The sequence below is a fragment of the Psychrosphaera sp. 1_MG-2023 genome (genome assembly GCF_030548245.1).
Classification (GTDB): Bacteria; Pseudomonadota; Gammaproteobacteria; order Enterobacterales; family Alteromonadaceae; genus Psychrosphaera; species Psychrosphaera algicola.
The window spans coordinates 165554-180518 of sequence record NZ_JAUORW010000001.1 but is presented as its reverse complement, the minus strand read 5'-3'; the positions used below and the strand labels follow the sequence as shown (position 1 = coordinate 180518).

Annotated in this window: 10 protein-coding genes; 2 read left to right on the top strand and 8 right to left on the bottom strand. The window is 40.4% G+C overall.

Translation table 11 applies throughout. The annotated features are described in order from the left end of the window. Window positions 1-32: 32 nt before the first annotated feature. From glgX to malQ, 3 genes are all read right to left on the bottom strand, one after another. On the bottom strand, window positions 33-2105 hold the full coding sequence (gene glgX / locus Q4575_RS00650; protein WP_303521008.1) for a glycogen debranching protein GlgX: 2073 nt from the start codon (window positions 2103-2105) through the stop codon (window positions 33-35). A 58-nt stretch (window positions 2106-2163) separates the two neighbouring features. Then, entirely contained in the window at window positions 2164-4347 is a 2184-nt protein-coding gene (gene glgB / locus Q4575_RS00645) for a 1,4-alpha-glucan branching protein GlgB (RefSeq protein ID WP_215962830.1), read from the bottom strand. 175 nt (window positions 4348-4522) lie between these two features. Next, window positions 4523-6733 carry a 4-alpha-glucanotransferase gene (malQ, locus tag Q4575_RS00640; RefSeq protein ID WP_303521007.1) on the bottom strand — a complete coding sequence of 737 codons (2211 nt, stop codon included), beginning with the start codon at window positions 6731-6733 and terminating at the stop codon, window positions 4523-4525. Window positions 6734-7113: 380 nt separating this feature from the next. Between malQ and gap the strand changes: the two genes are divergently transcribed. Beyond that, window positions 7114-8127, top strand: coding sequence for a type I glyceraldehyde-3-phosphate dehydrogenase (gene gap / locus Q4575_RS00635; RefSeq protein ID WP_215962828.1), 1014 nt, complete (start codon window positions 7114-7116; stop codon window positions 8125-8127). Window positions 8128-8212: 85 nt separating this feature from the next. After that, complete coding sequence (locus Q4575_RS00630; protein ID WP_303521006.1) at window positions 8213-9052, top strand: D-hexose-6-phosphate mutarotase; 840 nt, start codon at window positions 8213-8215, stop codon at window positions 9050-9052. A gap of 113 nt (window positions 9053-9165) precedes the next feature. Here Q4575_RS00630 and Q4575_RS00625 read toward each other — a convergent pair whose 3' ends face one another. The 5 genes from Q4575_RS00625 to zwf form a co-directional block, all read right to left on the bottom strand. Next, window positions 9166-9807, bottom strand: a complete 642-nt coding sequence (locus Q4575_RS00625) for a bifunctional 4-hydroxy-2-oxoglutarate aldolase/2-dehydro-3-deoxy-phosphogluconate aldolase (protein ID WP_252736695.1) — start codon at window positions 9805-9807, stop codon at window positions 9166-9168. 65 nt (window positions 9808-9872) lie between these two features. Then, entirely contained in the window at window positions 9873-10826 is a 954-nt protein-coding gene (locus Q4575_RS00620) for a glucokinase (RefSeq protein WP_303521004.1), read from the bottom strand. A 12-nt stretch (window positions 10827-10838) separates the two neighbouring features. Further along, window positions 10839-12656 (bottom strand): phosphogluconate dehydratase, encoded by a 1818-nt coding sequence (edd, locus tag Q4575_RS00615; RefSeq protein WP_215962825.1) that lies wholly within the window; start codon window positions 12654-12656, stop codon window positions 10839-10841. Window positions 12657-12681: 25 nt separating this feature from the next. Further along, complete coding sequence (gene pgl, locus Q4575_RS00610; RefSeq protein ID WP_303521003.1) at window positions 12682-13380, bottom strand: 6-phosphogluconolactonase; 699 nt, start codon at window positions 13378-13380, stop codon at window positions 12682-12684. Further along, the gene (gene zwf / locus Q4575_RS00605) at window positions 13380-14849 is read right to left on the bottom strand and encodes a glucose-6-phosphate dehydrogenase (RefSeq protein WP_215962823.1); all 1470 of its coding nucleotides are present in this window, start codon (window positions 14847-14849) and stop codon (window positions 13380-13382) included. The genes pgl and zwf overlap by 1 nt, the downstream gene beginning before the upstream one ends. Between the last annotated feature and the right edge of the window lie 116 nt (window positions 14850-14965).

Sequence of the window (14965 nt, the reverse complement as noted above, 5' to 3'; positions counted from 1 at the left end):
GTTTAAAGCTCACTTTAAACCTTAAAAACGAATTAGGCTGTTTGAGACTTTTGACCAATAACACAATTATCATAGTCGATTTTCCACAAACTCATGCTATTTGCATTTTGTTTGTATAACGTTGTTCCGACCGAAACATGTTCGTCAGCATAAGGTTTAGACGTATCTATTACTAATGTTTTAGTGAGCCCGTCTGGCACGTTATAACCAACGTCTTTATTTGACGAATTAAAGATCAATAACAGTTGGTAACATTTATCTTCGTCAGCAACGAGTAAACCCAGGCATTGATTATAATGATTGTGCCAATCTTCAATCCGTTTCTCTTCGCCATCTGGCCTTATCCAACTGACTTTATGATGATAAGTGCTGTGTTCAAAATTATCATCCGGCAGAAAACAATGTTTTAACACTGAGAAGCGCTTTCTAATTTCGATACAACGTTTCATAAATTGTAAAAATGCCGATTGACGACTGTCAATTGACCAATTCACCCAACTAATTTCGTTGTCTTGACAATAAGCGTTGTTGTTGCCGTTTTGTGTACGACTTAACTCATCACCAGCTAAAAGGTGCGGGATCCCTTGTGAGAAGAGTAAGGTCGCAACTAAATTGCGTTTATGTAATTCGCGTTTATCAACAATTGCAAATTCAGATGTTGGCCCTTCTACGCCATAATTTTTAGAAAAATTAGCGCCATGTCCATCACGATTATTTTCTAAATTAGCTAAATTGTGGCGATGGTCGTAACTCACTAAATCTTGTAACGTAAATCCATCGTGGTAGCAAATGTAGTTTACTGACGAAAGTTGACTTCGTTTTCCTTTACGAAATACATCTCGCGATCCTAATATTCGACTCGCAACTTCAGGTACTAGGCCTTTCTCACCGTTCCAAAACTTGCGAATACCGTCGCGATATTTATCGTTACATTCATTCCAATAAGCGGGGAAGTTACCTAATTGATAGCCTTCTGGCCCAATATCCCAAGGTTCAGCAATTAATTTACATTGACCAACAATAGGATCTTGAGCGATGGCTTTGAACAATGCCGATTTACGATTAAATCGCTCACCATTTCGGCCCATAGTTGCCGCAAGATCAAATCGAAATCCGTCTACCTGCATTTCAGTTAACCAATAACGAAGTGAGTCCATGATCATACGTAAACTGAAGTCGCTGTCACAATTAACTGTGTTGCCACAACCGGTATAATTGGCGTAGTCTAAGCAATAATCATCGTAAGTCATAAGGTAAAAGTCGAATTCAGCTAACCCTCTAAAACTCAGAACAGCGCCATCTTTACCCGCTTCGGCAGTATGGTTATAGACCACATCTAAAATGACTTCCAAACCATTTTCGTGGAAAGTTCTAACTAAGGTTTTAAACTCGACAACCGCGTTATGTTTGGCGTATCTTGGATCTGGAGCAAAGAAATTTATTGGGTTGTATCCCCAATAGTTAGTTAGTTCCAAGTCTTCAAGTCGGGGCTCCGACATATAGGAAAACACTGGCATTAACTGCACACTGGTAACCCCTAACGATTTAATATGTTTGATTACATTAGGATCGCATAGCCCTAGATATGTACCTCTATTTTCTTCAGGGACTAACTCATTGAGTTGTGTAAATCCTTTTACGTGTGTCTCATATAATATGGTTTCTTCGCGAGGTTTTTTTGGCTTTGTCACCCCTTGCCAATCAAAATCAGGCGATTTGAGAGTAGATTTAGGAATGAAAAATGGACTATTTTCTTCATACAGACTTTTATTCCAAATAACAGGACGATTTATCCCCTTTGAATATGGGTCGATAAGCAATTTGTCATTAACTTGCTTGCCCTTATTCTCGTCTTTTTGTATCGCTTGTACTGCATATAACCAGTCACTATTTACCCCCAAAAATTCGGCATGAAATACTTTGCCGGTGCGGTGGGCCAATTCAACTACAGCCACTTCCTCTTCAGTATCAGGTAAGAAAAAATGAATAAATAATTGCGTCGCATCAGATGCGAAGACTGCGATGTTTAGTTTCTCTGCTTGCCAGCTCACTCCAAGCGGGCAAGGGCTGCCCGTTTGAGGTGAAAATTGTTTAGTTTGAGCCATAGTAACCATTTAGTTGTTGTGGTAGTCATTCAGACTTGCCGTTAAAACGGCAAATCATTTACTTTAATTTTAAAAAGATGGTGCTCAAAGGTGGCAAATTAACAAGTAGACTATTTGCCTTATCGTGCCATAACTGTGGTTCAGAATTTAGCGGTTCACCCGCTGAATAGTTACTACCCCAGTAATACTCACTGTCAGAGTTAAATATCACTTTATATTCGCCAGCTTGAGCGACACCAACGCGATAGTTGTTTCTAGGAATAGGCGTAAAGTTGGAGATTACAATTATGTTCTCGCCTTTGCTATCTGTACGCATAAATGACACGACACTGTGTTCAGCGTCAGAATGATCAAGCCATTGGAAACCGCCATGTTCATGATCTAATTCATGAAGCGCGGTCTCGCTACGATACAATTTGTTCAAATCACGATATAAGTTTTGCATACCCGAATGTTTATCAAACTCTAAAACATGCCAACTTAAACTTTGATTGTGGTTCCATTCTTCGCATTGACCAATTTCATTCCCCATAAAGTTTAGTTTTTTACCTGGGTGAGCATACATAAACGAAGCGTAACAACGAAGATTCGCCGACTGTTGCCATTCATCCCCAGGCATTTTACCCACTAGTGAACCTTTGCCATGAACCACTTCATCATGGGAAATCGGCAAGACAAAGTGTTCGTCGTAGTTATACACCATTGCAAACGTAATATCATTGTGGTGGTAACGACGGTACGACGGATCTTTAGATATGTAATTTAGCGAGTCGTGCATCCACCCCATATTCCACTTAAAGTCAAAGCCTAACCCACCATGTTCTGACGGTTTAGACACGCCAGCAAACGATGTTGACTCTTCTGCAATGGTCATAGCATGTGGGAATTTGGCATGAACATCGTCATTCATCCAACGCAATAAACTTATTGCTTCGTAATTATGATTCCCGCCGTCAACATTTGGTATCCATTCACCTTCATTACGTGAATAATCCCAATACAACATAGACGCAACCGCATCAACACGCAGCCCATCAATATGAAACTTGTCAACCCAATACAAAGCGCTTGCAACTAAAAACTGTCTGACTGTGTCTTTACCATAGTCATAAATACATGAGTTCCAATCAGGGTGCCAACCGCGACGTGGGTCTTCGTATTCGTAGACATTAGAGCCGTCAAATCGAGCTAATCCATGGGCGTCTTCTGGAAAATGAGCCGGAACCCAATCAACGATGACCCCGATATCATTTTTGTGACACTCGTCTACAAACGCTTTGAAATCGTCTGGGTCACCAAATCGTGAAGTTGGTGCAAATAGACCGGTTGGTTGATAGCCCCAAGAACCATTAAATGGAAACTCAGTTACTGGCAACACTTCTAAATGGGTGTATCCCATATCTTTTAAGTAGGGAATAAGTTCCTGTGCCATTTCTTGATAAGAAAGCGAAACCTGTTCACCGTCAATAATTTTAGTCCGCCACGAGCCTAAATGAACCTCATATATTGACATAGGTTGACGGTAAACATTTTGTTTCGGTTTAGACATCCAAGAGCTGTCTTGCCATTGGTATTGATTATGGTCATAAACTACAGAGGCAAATGATGGGTATTGATCATGGCTAAAGCCAACAGGATCGGCTTTATGTGGAAGACTATGCCCATGCGCATCTTTTAATTCAAACTTATACTTATCGCCTGCAACAACACCCGGTACGACTAATACAAAATGTCCACAATCGGTTTTTTGCATTGGTAAAATACGACCATCCCATTCATTGAAATCGCCTATTAAGCTACAACTCATGGCATTTGGAGCGAATACGGCAAAACGTGTCGCAGATACGCCGTTTTCTAATGTGATTAATTGTGCACCGAGTTGTTGATATATGTTTTCGGCGGCTGTCGCCAAATAATGAACAGCATGATACGCCTCATCCTTATAAAAATAAGGGTCGTTAATTTCTTTTTCTACGTTATCAACAGTCGCAACTAGCTTGTAATTAAAGTAATTTTTTCTTCGAGGAAACTGTTTTTCAAACAAGCCGTTTTTAACTTCGACTAATTCGCCTAAATTTTTGCCAGTTTTTACATCTAATACCACTACCTTACTTGCCTTAGGTTGCCATACTCGAAGCATAATGCCTTTATTGTTGTCGCCTGGTTGCATACCAAGATGTTCAAAGGGAAAGGTTACGTTAGCTTGATTAAGTCGATTTACCAAGGCATTCGGTTGTTGCATATTTATTCCTTAACAAAATTCTAAATGCGAAACATCGTCTAAGGCATTTACCACCTTAGACGATGCTTTAAATTACAGTATTCGTTAGTCCCTATTCGAGTCAATTAAAAACTTTTTATCCATTGACTAAAATAAATACCTAAAATATTAATTTCACTTCTTATTTTTTACCATCCTAAGACGCTGATTGTCGAGCTTTTGTCAGTTCATTTGTTAGATGATTTATTTCATTGATAGAAAATATGTCTTCTAAGTTAGTACTGAGCTTACGTCGCCAATTTGGATATTCTGAACTTGTACCTGGAATATTCACCGGCATGTCCATCTGTAACCAGTCTTCTAACTGTAAACTTAACAGAGCAGAGGCCCCTTTAGCCATATGAATTTGCATGCCGTAGTTCAATGCTTGTGTCATCGGCACTTCATTCGCATCTTTCCCAATTTCTTCTGGCAAAGAATTATGTCCATGTAAACTATCTAAAATACATTGTTTGGCATGTATACGGTCAGCATATAAATTTTTGATGAGTTCTTCACCTTCGTATAGTCCAAGTTGTTGACCAAGTTCTAAATCTTTACAGTGCCAATAGCCAATGAGGGTTGGCATATCATGTGTCGTCAACGTTGCCATTGCTTGTTCAACATAATGTTTTGGCGAGTAGAAACCGCCATCCTCGGCCTGCTCAAAGAAAAACACTTTATAAGAGTGAATACCATTTTCTTTTAACTTGCCTACGATATTGTCTGGCACAGTACCTAGGTCTTCACCAATGATTGAACATTTATTTAAATGGCTTTCTAACGCCAATATTGCTAATAAATCATCAACCGGGTAATAAACATAAGTGCCCTCTTTCGCTGACTCACCCGCCGGAACCCACCACAATCTCAATAATGCCATTACGTGGTCGATTCTAAGCGCACCACAAGCATGCATATTGGCTCTAAATAAATCAATAATTGGCTGGTAAGCTTGTTGATAAAGTCGAACGGGATCCATTGGTGGTAAACCCCAGTTTTGGCCGAGCGGGCCTAATACATCTGGTGGAGCACCAACCGACGCGTCTGTACGATACAAATCTTTATTTGCCCAAATTTCTGTCGAACCTTCGCTAACCCCTACGGCTAAATCTCGATAAGTGCCAATCGCCATACCTTTGGCTTTGGCGAGTTGATCGACATCTTCTAATTGTTGCGCTGCTACAAATTGCAGATACATATAAAAATCGACTAAATCACTATGTGCTTTTGCAAATGATTTTACATCTTCAGAATCATAATCACGGAAACCTTCCGGCCACACAGGCCATCCCCAATTGTCGCCGATAAATTTACCTTCGGCTTTAAAAGAGTCTTGAATGGCGTCAAAGGTTGCCATTTGCTTTAAGCTATCGCCACCAAGCAGTTTAAAGTCCGCAAATGCTTTGGCCGTTTTGGTATTTTTAGAAACTTCATTTGCTACAAAAAACGAATATAACGGCTTTAACGCTTTTAATTTAAGATCCATTACAGACCCATAATCAACGTCGTTTGTTTGCTTGGCTAAGTTTAATTGCGCGATAAAATCGTCAGATGCAACTAGCTTTTGAACGTCTTTGCTCTCGTTAAAGCCAACAACACTCTGGACATCGATATAAATAACATTAAGCCAACGTCGAGAAGACGGGCTATAAGGGCTACAGGCGTCAGCATTGTTTGGGTACAAAGCATGAATTGGGTTTAGACCAACAAAGTCAGCTCCACGGTCTGCCACTTTATCAATTAATACTTTGAGGTCATTGAAGTCGCCTACCCCCCAGTTACGAGCACTACGTACACAGTAAAGCTGAATACTAGGGCCCCACATTTTTTTACCCTGAATTAAGGCTTGCTGTTTATAACATTCTTGTGGCGCTACAATTAACTTTCCTTCGCCTAATGCCTCTTCTACGCCTTTTTCAAATAACTCGATTTTGTAATAACCCATATCAAGTTCTTCGTTAAATTCAAATGCATATTGTTGTATTTCGACATCACGGATCTCAACAGCGGCGATAAGTTCTTGCTCTACAGCCACAAATTCAAATTCTTGAATAACGCGATTACCCTGAGATATCTTTAACACCAAAGGATCATTGGCAAAATCGATTGGTAATTTAAATAGTAATCTGGTCACTGAACCTGTTCGAACCACAGTTACAGGTTCGACAACGCAAAGCCAACTTTGTTCTGCCTCATCATTCACTTTTTCAATTAATGCCGCTTCGTCATGGACTGGATATCCCATGGCTGCAAGAATTTTTTCTTTAGATTCTTGTTTAATTACTGCGCGTGTCCCCCATGCGTCAGTGTATTCCGATTCTATACCGCGTGCCTGAACAAGTTGTTCGACTAATGATGCATTCATGCTCATTCCTATGCTATGGAAATTAAAGAGAGTTTGTGGAGTTTGACCCAAAAAAAATGTTCACTCCCACCCAGTCAGGTTGTAACTATAAAAGCGTTTTGGCTTCTATTACCACTACATACGTTTGCATAAGATAAGTGCGGCATTTTTATATAGAAAACTTGCTAAATTTCGTTAGTAGGCTATCGACTAAGTACGTAAATAATATGACACCTGTATTAATAAACAACTAAAACACGATGATTTGGTTATTTTTTTACGATATAGGGTAATGTCGTAAAAAATATTCGTTGATAACAGCAAATAGCTTTACATGACGGAGAAATAAATGTAATTTTATTACAACTTTGTAAATTGAATACACTATCTATAGGTGCTTTATGACTATTCGCGTAGCTATTAACGGATTTGGCCGTATCGGACGTAACGTTCTTCGTGCGTTATATGAATCAGAAAAAAATTATGACCTTAAAATCGTTGCAATAAACGATCTTGGCGATGCCAGCATCAATGCTCACCTTTTGAAATATGACACGGCACACGGCCGTTTTAATGCTCAAGTTGAAGTGGCAGATGACTCTATTGTTGTAAACGGTGACGTGATAAGCGTGACGTCTGAACGCAACCCTGCTGACTTGCCTTGGGCAGAGCAAGAAATTGATGTTGTTTTTGAATGTACGGGTATTTTCCAGTCTAAAGAAGCAGCAAGTGCGCATTTAGATGCCGGTGCTAAAAAAGTTATCATTTCAGCTCCGGCTAAAAATGTTGACGCGACTATCGTTTACGGCGTAAACGAAGACACGATTACGAGTGACATGACTGTTATTTCAAATGCGTCTTGTACAACGAACTGTCTCGCACCATTTGCTAAGATCTTAAATGACGAATTTGGTATCGAGTCTGGGCTTATGAATACAATTCATGCTTATACCAATGACCAACGTTTGAGCGATGTATATCACACTGATTTGCGTCGTGCTCGTGCAGCGGCAATGTCTATGATCCCAACTAAAACAGGCGCGGCAGCGGCTGTTGGTCTAGTGGTTCCAGAACTAGCTGGTAAAGTTGACGGTTTAGCGGTTCGTGTTCCAACAATTAATGTTTCGTTAGTTGATTTAACATTCATCTCTAAAACAGACGTAACAGCAGAACAAGTTAACGACGCTATCCGAAACGCTGTTGCAAAAGGCGGTTCATTAGCGGAAGTATTAGCAGTGAACGACGAACCTCTCGTTTCTGTTGACTTCAATCACATTGCATACTCTTCAAACTTTGACGCGACTGAAACCCGAGTAATTGGTCGATTGGTTAAAGTTATGAGCTGGTACGACAACGAATGGGGTTTCTCAAACCGCATGTTAGATAATGCAGTTCAGTTAATGACTGCAAAATAATTTTTCTGAATTAAGAAACATTATTGTATAAGATTGTAAAAGGTGGCCTTAGCCACCTTTTTTTGTTTTCAATTTTGGTGAATAAATGAATAACCCGTATATTAAGTTGGTAAAAAATAAAGACGCTTCGGATATATTTGATTTGGTACACCCGCGATTTACTGCCCAGATCAGTAAATTTGGAGGGCACTTATTAGCGTTTAAACCAACCAATCAAGAACAATGGCTGTGGTTATCTACCAGTGCTAAACTAGATGGTTCAAAGCCTATAAGAGGTGGTGTACCGCTTTGTTGGCCTTGGTTTGGTCCGGCAACGGGCGAATTTGAAGGCGAACCGCAACATGGTTATATCAGAAGTCTTGATTGGGAATTGATTCTCGTTGAAGGTGACGATAAAGCGTTAACCGTTAGATTATCCCCTATTATGCCGAGTGAACTTAAAGAAAGACTAGGTTTAGACGTATTTGTTGAATATAAATTTTCCAATAAATTAAAAATAAGCTTAGTTACGACAAACGTCAGTGAAACGCCACGTCCCCTTTCTCAAGCAATTCATACTTATTTTAGAGTGGACGATATCCATAACACTGAGATCATAGGGTTAGATAACTGCCAATTTGCAGACAAACTGACTAAAGAGTCAAAGCAACAAGTCTCAGATATTAAAATAGATCAGTCAGTAGACAGAGTATACGTCACGGATCAGCCTGATTTGTCCTGTAAGACGAATACGACGACTAGATTAATCAGTGGCGCGGGTCACGACTCAATCGTTGTCTGGAACCCTTGGAAAGAATTGGCCAAAGATATACCTGACTTTGACGACAACGGGTATTTAAATATGGTGTGTATTGAAATGGCCAACACTCAAGGGTTTATATTAGCACCAGGAAAAACCCATAAGTTAAAACAAAACATTCGGTAGATTAAGCTTAGTACGGGTAATTTAAAAACTTGCAAACACTAAAAATTAAAACGAAAAAAGCCTACATAAAGTAGGCTTTTTAAATTCTAAGACTAAGTTGTCTTTACCGATTACTATTTACCAGCAACTGCCGTCGCCGCTAATTTAGTGATCTCACCCCAACGTTTTTCTTTAACGATATTGTCTGGACACAACCATGAACCACCACAACACATTACATTGCTAAGTGCTAAGTAGTCCTGGTAATTACCAGGGTTGATGCCACCAGTTGGGCAAAAACGTACCGCAGGGAAAGGCCCGCCAATTGATTTTAATGATTGCACACCACCAGACGCTTCCGCTGGGAAGAATTTAAAGTGTGAATAGCCTTTATCTAGACCAACCATTAATTCAGAAATTGAGGCGATACCTGGGATTAATGCAATAGAACCCGCATTACCAGCATCTAACAACTCAGGCGTTAATCCTGGGCTAATAGCAAATTTTGCACCAGCGTCTGTCACTTGCTTAAGTTGTGCTGCATTAGTTACTGTACCCGCGCCAATAATGGCTTCTGGCACATTGTCTGCAATTGCTTTAATCACGTCTAGGGCAGCCGGTGTACGAAGCGTAACTTCGAGAACACGGATCCCGCCGGCGATTAACGCTTCAGCGATCGGTACTGCATCTTCTACATTTTCTATTACTAAAACTGGAACAACTGGCCCAGCAGCAAATACTTCAGAAGAATCCATTAACCAATTACGTTCTGCCATATTTTATCCTTTTCACTTTCAATTCGAGCCACTCTAATAAGGTGGCAAATACGTTAAGAACTCAATTAAAGTTCTTGTTTCAAATACGCTGCACAGCCAATCAAACCAGGTTGATCTTCTGTAACAATATAAACAGGAATAGTTTCAACTAGCTTACTAAAGCGCCCTTTTGTATCAAAACGGCTTCTAAAATCACTATTTTTCACATATTCAATAAATCGTGGAACAATACCGCCCGCGATATAAACACCACCAAACGTTACGAGTGTTAATGCTAAATTACCGCCGAAACTGCCCAATATACGACAAAATATCTGCAATGATTTTATTGCCAATTCATCGGTTTCTTCTAATGCGCTTGTACTGACATAAGCTGGATCAACGTTTGAAACAGCAAGACCCTGTGCAGATTGCAACGACTGATAAATCTGAACTAATCCCAAACCAGATAACAACTGCTCGGCCGATACGCGTGCGTACTTTTTCTGCAATTCTTTCAAGATAGTGATTTCGTCCGCATCTATTGGTGCAAAATCGACATGTCCACCTTCACCAGGCAAAGGTATCCATTTTTCGCCGCTATGGACTAAGTTTGCTACACCCAGTCCCGTACCTGCGCCATAAATTGCAATCGGCTTATTGGGCTGTGCTTCACCGCCGCCTATCTGAACTTTTTTATCAGCACTGATATGTGGAACCGACATCGCTATCGCAGTAAAGTCATTAATAATAATGAGTTTTTTGAATCCAAATTGCGCTTTAATCGCTTTTTGTGAAAACGACCAGTGGTTATTTGTAAGACTAACCTGATCGCCCACCACAGCAGTGGCGACATCAATACAGGCAAACTCAATTTTGCAGTCAGTTTCAGCAAAATATTGGCTAATCGCGGCATCAATATTGTCAAAATCGGCACATTGATACGTTTTAATTAATGACAGTGAATAATCTTCTAAATTCGCCACAGCTAATCGAATATTAGTACCACCGACATCAGCAACTAAAGCTTGAATTGTCATTACTATTCCTTTTTAAGCTTCGTGAAATACGCAGCTAGCGCCTTCTTCTGGCGTCGTCATTACTTGACGTAAACCATTAAATAACTCACGACCCATAGCTTCACGTTCTTCTTTAAGATCTTTTATGAATGGTTGACGTTGAGCCAATTCTTCATCAGATACATGTACGCGGATAATGTTCTCATCGGCGTTTAATTCAATAATGTCACCATCTTGGATTTTGGCAATTAATCCACCATCTAACGCTTCTGGGTACAAATGAATCGCCGCAGGTACTTTACCTGATGCACCAGACATACGACCGTCGGTTACTAGCGCAACATTAAAGCCTTTGTCCTGTAACACACCTAAAGGTGGCGTTAGTTTATGTAATTCAGGCATACCAACCGCTCTTGGGCCTTGATAACGAACAACAACAACACAATCTTTGTCGAGTTCGCCTGCTTTAAATGCGCCGTCTAAATCGTGCTGGCTTTCAAATACAACTGCAGGTGCTTTCACTTTCGTTTTACCGGCACGTAATGACGATGTTTTAATAACCGCACGACCTAAGTTACCTTCTAGTACACATAAACCGCCGTCAGCTTTAAATGGTTTTTCAACTGTTGCAATTACGTCGTCATCAAGTGACTTCGTAGGGCCGTCAATCCATTCAAGTTCGCCGTTACGAACAACTGGCTCTTTAGTGTAAATTTCTAAGCCTTCACCACAAATAGTCTTAACATCGTTATGAATTAATCCACCGTTTAGAAGTTCTCTAAATAACAAAGCCATACCGCCAGCAGCTTGGAAGTGATTGATATCAGCTTGGCCGTTTGGATAGATTTTTGTAAGAAGTGGCGTGGCTGAAGATAACGCGTCAAAATCGTCCCAATTAACGATAATGCCAGCCGCTTTCGCCATCGCTACTAAATGCATAGTGTGGTTCGTTGAACCACCCGTTGCCAATAACGCCACAATGCCGTTAACCACTGACTTTTCATCAACGATGTGACCAATTGGACGATATTCAGTGCCAAGGTCAGTTATACGTGTTGCTTGAATTGCCGCAGCTTCTGTTAATTTTTCACGAAGTTCAGTACCTGGATTTACAAATGATGAACCTGGTAAATGCAGTCCCATCACTTCGACAACCAATTGGTTTGAGTTAGCAGTTCCGTAGAACGTACAAGTACCCGCAGAGTGATAAGATTTTGATTCTGATTCTAATAACTCGTCACGACCTACTTTACCTTCAGCGTAAAGTTGGCGTACACGTGCTTTTTCTTTATTTGGAATACCAGATTCCATTGGCCCTGCTGGGATAAAGATAAATGGCAGGTGGCCAAATGTTAATGCTGACATAACGAGACCTGGGACAATCTTGTCACAAATCCCCATCATCACAGCACCATCAAACATATTGTGAGACAAACCGATTGCGGCACTCATCGCGATAACATCACGACTCATTAAGCTTAAATCCATACCAGGTTGACCCTGAGTAACACCGTCACACATGGCTGGTACACCACCTGCAAATTGTGCTACAGAACCAACTTTTTGTACCGCAGCTCTAATTTTGTCTGGGTAAACTTCATAAGGTTGGTGGGCCGATAACATGTCGTTGTACGACGAAATAATACCGATATTGGCTTTTGTAAGTGCCGTTAGGTCCTTTTTCTCTTCAGTGCTGCACGCTGCAAAGCCGTGAGCTAAGTTGCCGCATGACAAGATGCCACGATGTGGACCTTTCAAGCGGGCTTTTTCTATTTTAGCAAGATAAGCTTTACGGCTATCTCGACTGCGTTCGATAATTCTGTCTGTTACTTCTTGAATAACTGGATTCATGTTTTTTCTCCCTTGTTAAATCAATCTATTTAGTTGTCGCTAACATCACCGACATTGGTACATCAGATTGATTTAAGAATGCTTTTATTGGTGCTTTTTTAATGTCGTTAATTCCTATAACTTCATTAAGCACCGTTTCTTTACTCTCACCGACTAAATGCAGATAAATCTGCTTTGAGTTTAGCAACGCAGACAAAGTAAATGTCATACGTTGGTGAGGTGCTGTTGTTGGCTGAGTCGCCATGATCATTTGTTGTGTTGTTAGCGCTTCATCTAATTGTTCACAACATGGAAAGATAGACGCTGTATGTCCGTCTTCACCCATGCCTAAAATAACAACATCAAACGGTTTTTTTAACGATGCTAGATTAGTAGTTACGGTCGAGACTGCTGCAAACGCATCTTCATGTTCGGTTTTCATACCGTAAAACTTAGCCGAAGCGGCTTTATTAATTAACAGTGCTTCATACGCCATTTTTTCATTTGACGCACTGTCATCAGTATTAACCCAACGGTCATCAACTAAAGCTATATCCACTTTGGACCAATCAATGTCAATTTCGCTAAGTTTGGCAAACATAGGTCGCGGTGTACTGCCACCCGATACCAATAAACTTGCGCGACCATCTTGGTCGATTCCCGCCTGTAGCTTGGCCGCTATTTCTGGTGCAAAAACGTCATTTAATTCAGCAGACGTTTGAAATTTTCTAAGTTCTGCTTTCATTATTCGTCCCATTCTCTTTCGTCACGAGCCAACATTGCAATAGATGCAACAGGACCCCAAGAACCGGCCGCATAAGGGCGAGGTGGTTCATTTGAGCCTTTCCATGCATCTAAAATTCCGTCAACCCAACTCCATGCAGCTTCAACTTCGTCGCGACGCACAAAGAGTGATTGATTACCTAACATGGCTTCTAAAATTAAACGTTCATAGGCATCTGCAATACGTTCATTTTTAAACGTATCAGAGAAACTTAAATCAAGTTTGGTATTTTGAAGTTCCATTGTTTCGCCCAGACCAGGGACTTTATTAAGCAAGTGTATTTCAACACCTTCATCTGGTTGCAGACGAATAAGCAACTTGTTTGCAGGCAACGACTTATACGTATCTTTAAAGATGTTGTGAGGCAAGTCTTTAAAGTGAACAACAATTTCGGTACCTTTGCTGGCCATACGTTTACCTGTTCTGAGGTAAAATGGCACGCCCGCCCAACGCCAGTTGTCGATGTCGACACGAATTGACGCAAACGTTTCTGTAGTACTTTGGGTATTCGCCCCTTCTTCTTCCAAGTAACCCGGTGCTGATTTACCTTCAACAAAACCAGAAGTGTATTGTCCGCGAACGGTTTTTTCTTGGTAATTGTTTGAGTCAATTGGACGAAGTGCGCGTAATACTTTTAATTTCTCATCACGAATACTGTCAGCACTAATATCTACTGGCGGTTCCATCGCTAACAATGACAAAATTTGCAATAAATGGTTTTGAACCATGTCTCGCATTTGGCCGGCGTCATCGTAATAGCCCCAACGACCTTCTACACCAACAACTTCTGCAACGGTGATTTGAACATGATCAATACATTCATGATCCCAATTGTTGGTAAAAATCGCATTCGCGAATCGCAATACTAAAAGGTTAAGAACCGTTTCTTTACCTAAATAGTGGTCAATACGATAGATTTGTGACTCTTTAAAATATTCAGCAATTTTATCATTAATTACTTTAGACGATTCTAAACAGTGACCAATCGGTTTTTCTACAACCACACGAGTATCGTCTACGACCAATCCAGCAGCATTAAGACCACTACAAATGTCACCAAAAATTGACGGTGGTGTAGAGAAGTAATTCACCATAGTGCGGTTTTCTAAATCGACAACTTCACACAGTGCTTTATATTGCTCTGGTGATTTCATATCAATTTGACAATAATTTAGACGGGCGACAAATCGAGTTTTCGCTTCCTCATCTACACCTTCTTTAACAAATCGCTCTAAACTAGTTGTCACCAGCTCGATATATTCTTCTGTTGTCATTTCGTTGCGCGCAACACCCGTAATACGAGTATCAGCAGCTAACAGTCCGGCAACCTCTAATTGGTATAATGATGGTATTAATTTTCGGCGTGCAAGGTCACCCTTGGTACCAAAAAGTACTAAATCACATGGCTTGTGGCTCAATTTTTGTGCCATTAGATTCTCCGTTTATTGTAATTTTAGGTCAATTTGTAATTAAACTACATGTTCGCAATGCTAACTAACTAATATAGCCCATGTAAACCGTAATTTTGTAATTTTTTTACATTTCC

Excerpts from the sequence above, each read along its gene's own strand:
- gap (WP_215962828.1), top strand. The coding sequence starts at position 7,114 with ATGACTATTCGCGTAGCTATTAACGGATTTGGCCGTATCGGACGTAAC.
- Q4575_RS00625 (WP_252736695.1), bottom strand. The coding sequence starts at position 9,807 with ATGGCAGAACGTAATTGGTTAATGGATTCTTCTGAAGTATTTGCTGCT.
- malQ (WP_303521007.1), bottom strand. The coding sequence starts at position 6,733 with ATGAATGCATCATTAGTCGAACAACTTGTTCAGGCACGCGGTATAGAA.
- pgl (WP_303521003.1), bottom strand. The coding sequence starts at position 13,380 with ATGAAAGCAGAACTTAGAAAATTTCAAACGTCTGCTGAATTAAATGAC.
- edd (WP_215962825.1), bottom strand. The coding sequence starts at position 12,656 with ATGAATCCAGTTATTCAAGAAGTAACAGACAGAATTATCGAACGCAGT.
- Q4575_RS00630 (WP_303521006.1), top strand. The coding sequence starts at position 8,213 with ATGAATAACCCGTATATTAAGTTGGTAAAAAATAAAGACGCTTCGGAT.
- Q4575_RS00620 (WP_303521004.1), bottom strand. The coding sequence starts at position 10,826 with ATGACAATTCAAGCTTTAGTTGCTGATGTCGGTGGTACTAATATTCGA.
- glgB (WP_215962830.1), bottom strand. The coding sequence starts at position 4,347 with ATGCAACAACCGAATGCCTTGGTAAATCGACTTAATCAAGCTAACGTA.
- zwf (WP_215962823.1), bottom strand. The coding sequence starts at position 14,849 with ATGGCACAAAAATTGAGCCACAAGCCATGTGATTTAGTACTTTTTGGT.
- glgX (WP_303521008.1), bottom strand. The coding sequence starts at position 2,105 with ATGGCTCAAACTAAACAATTTTCACCTCAAACGGGCAGCCCTTGCCCG.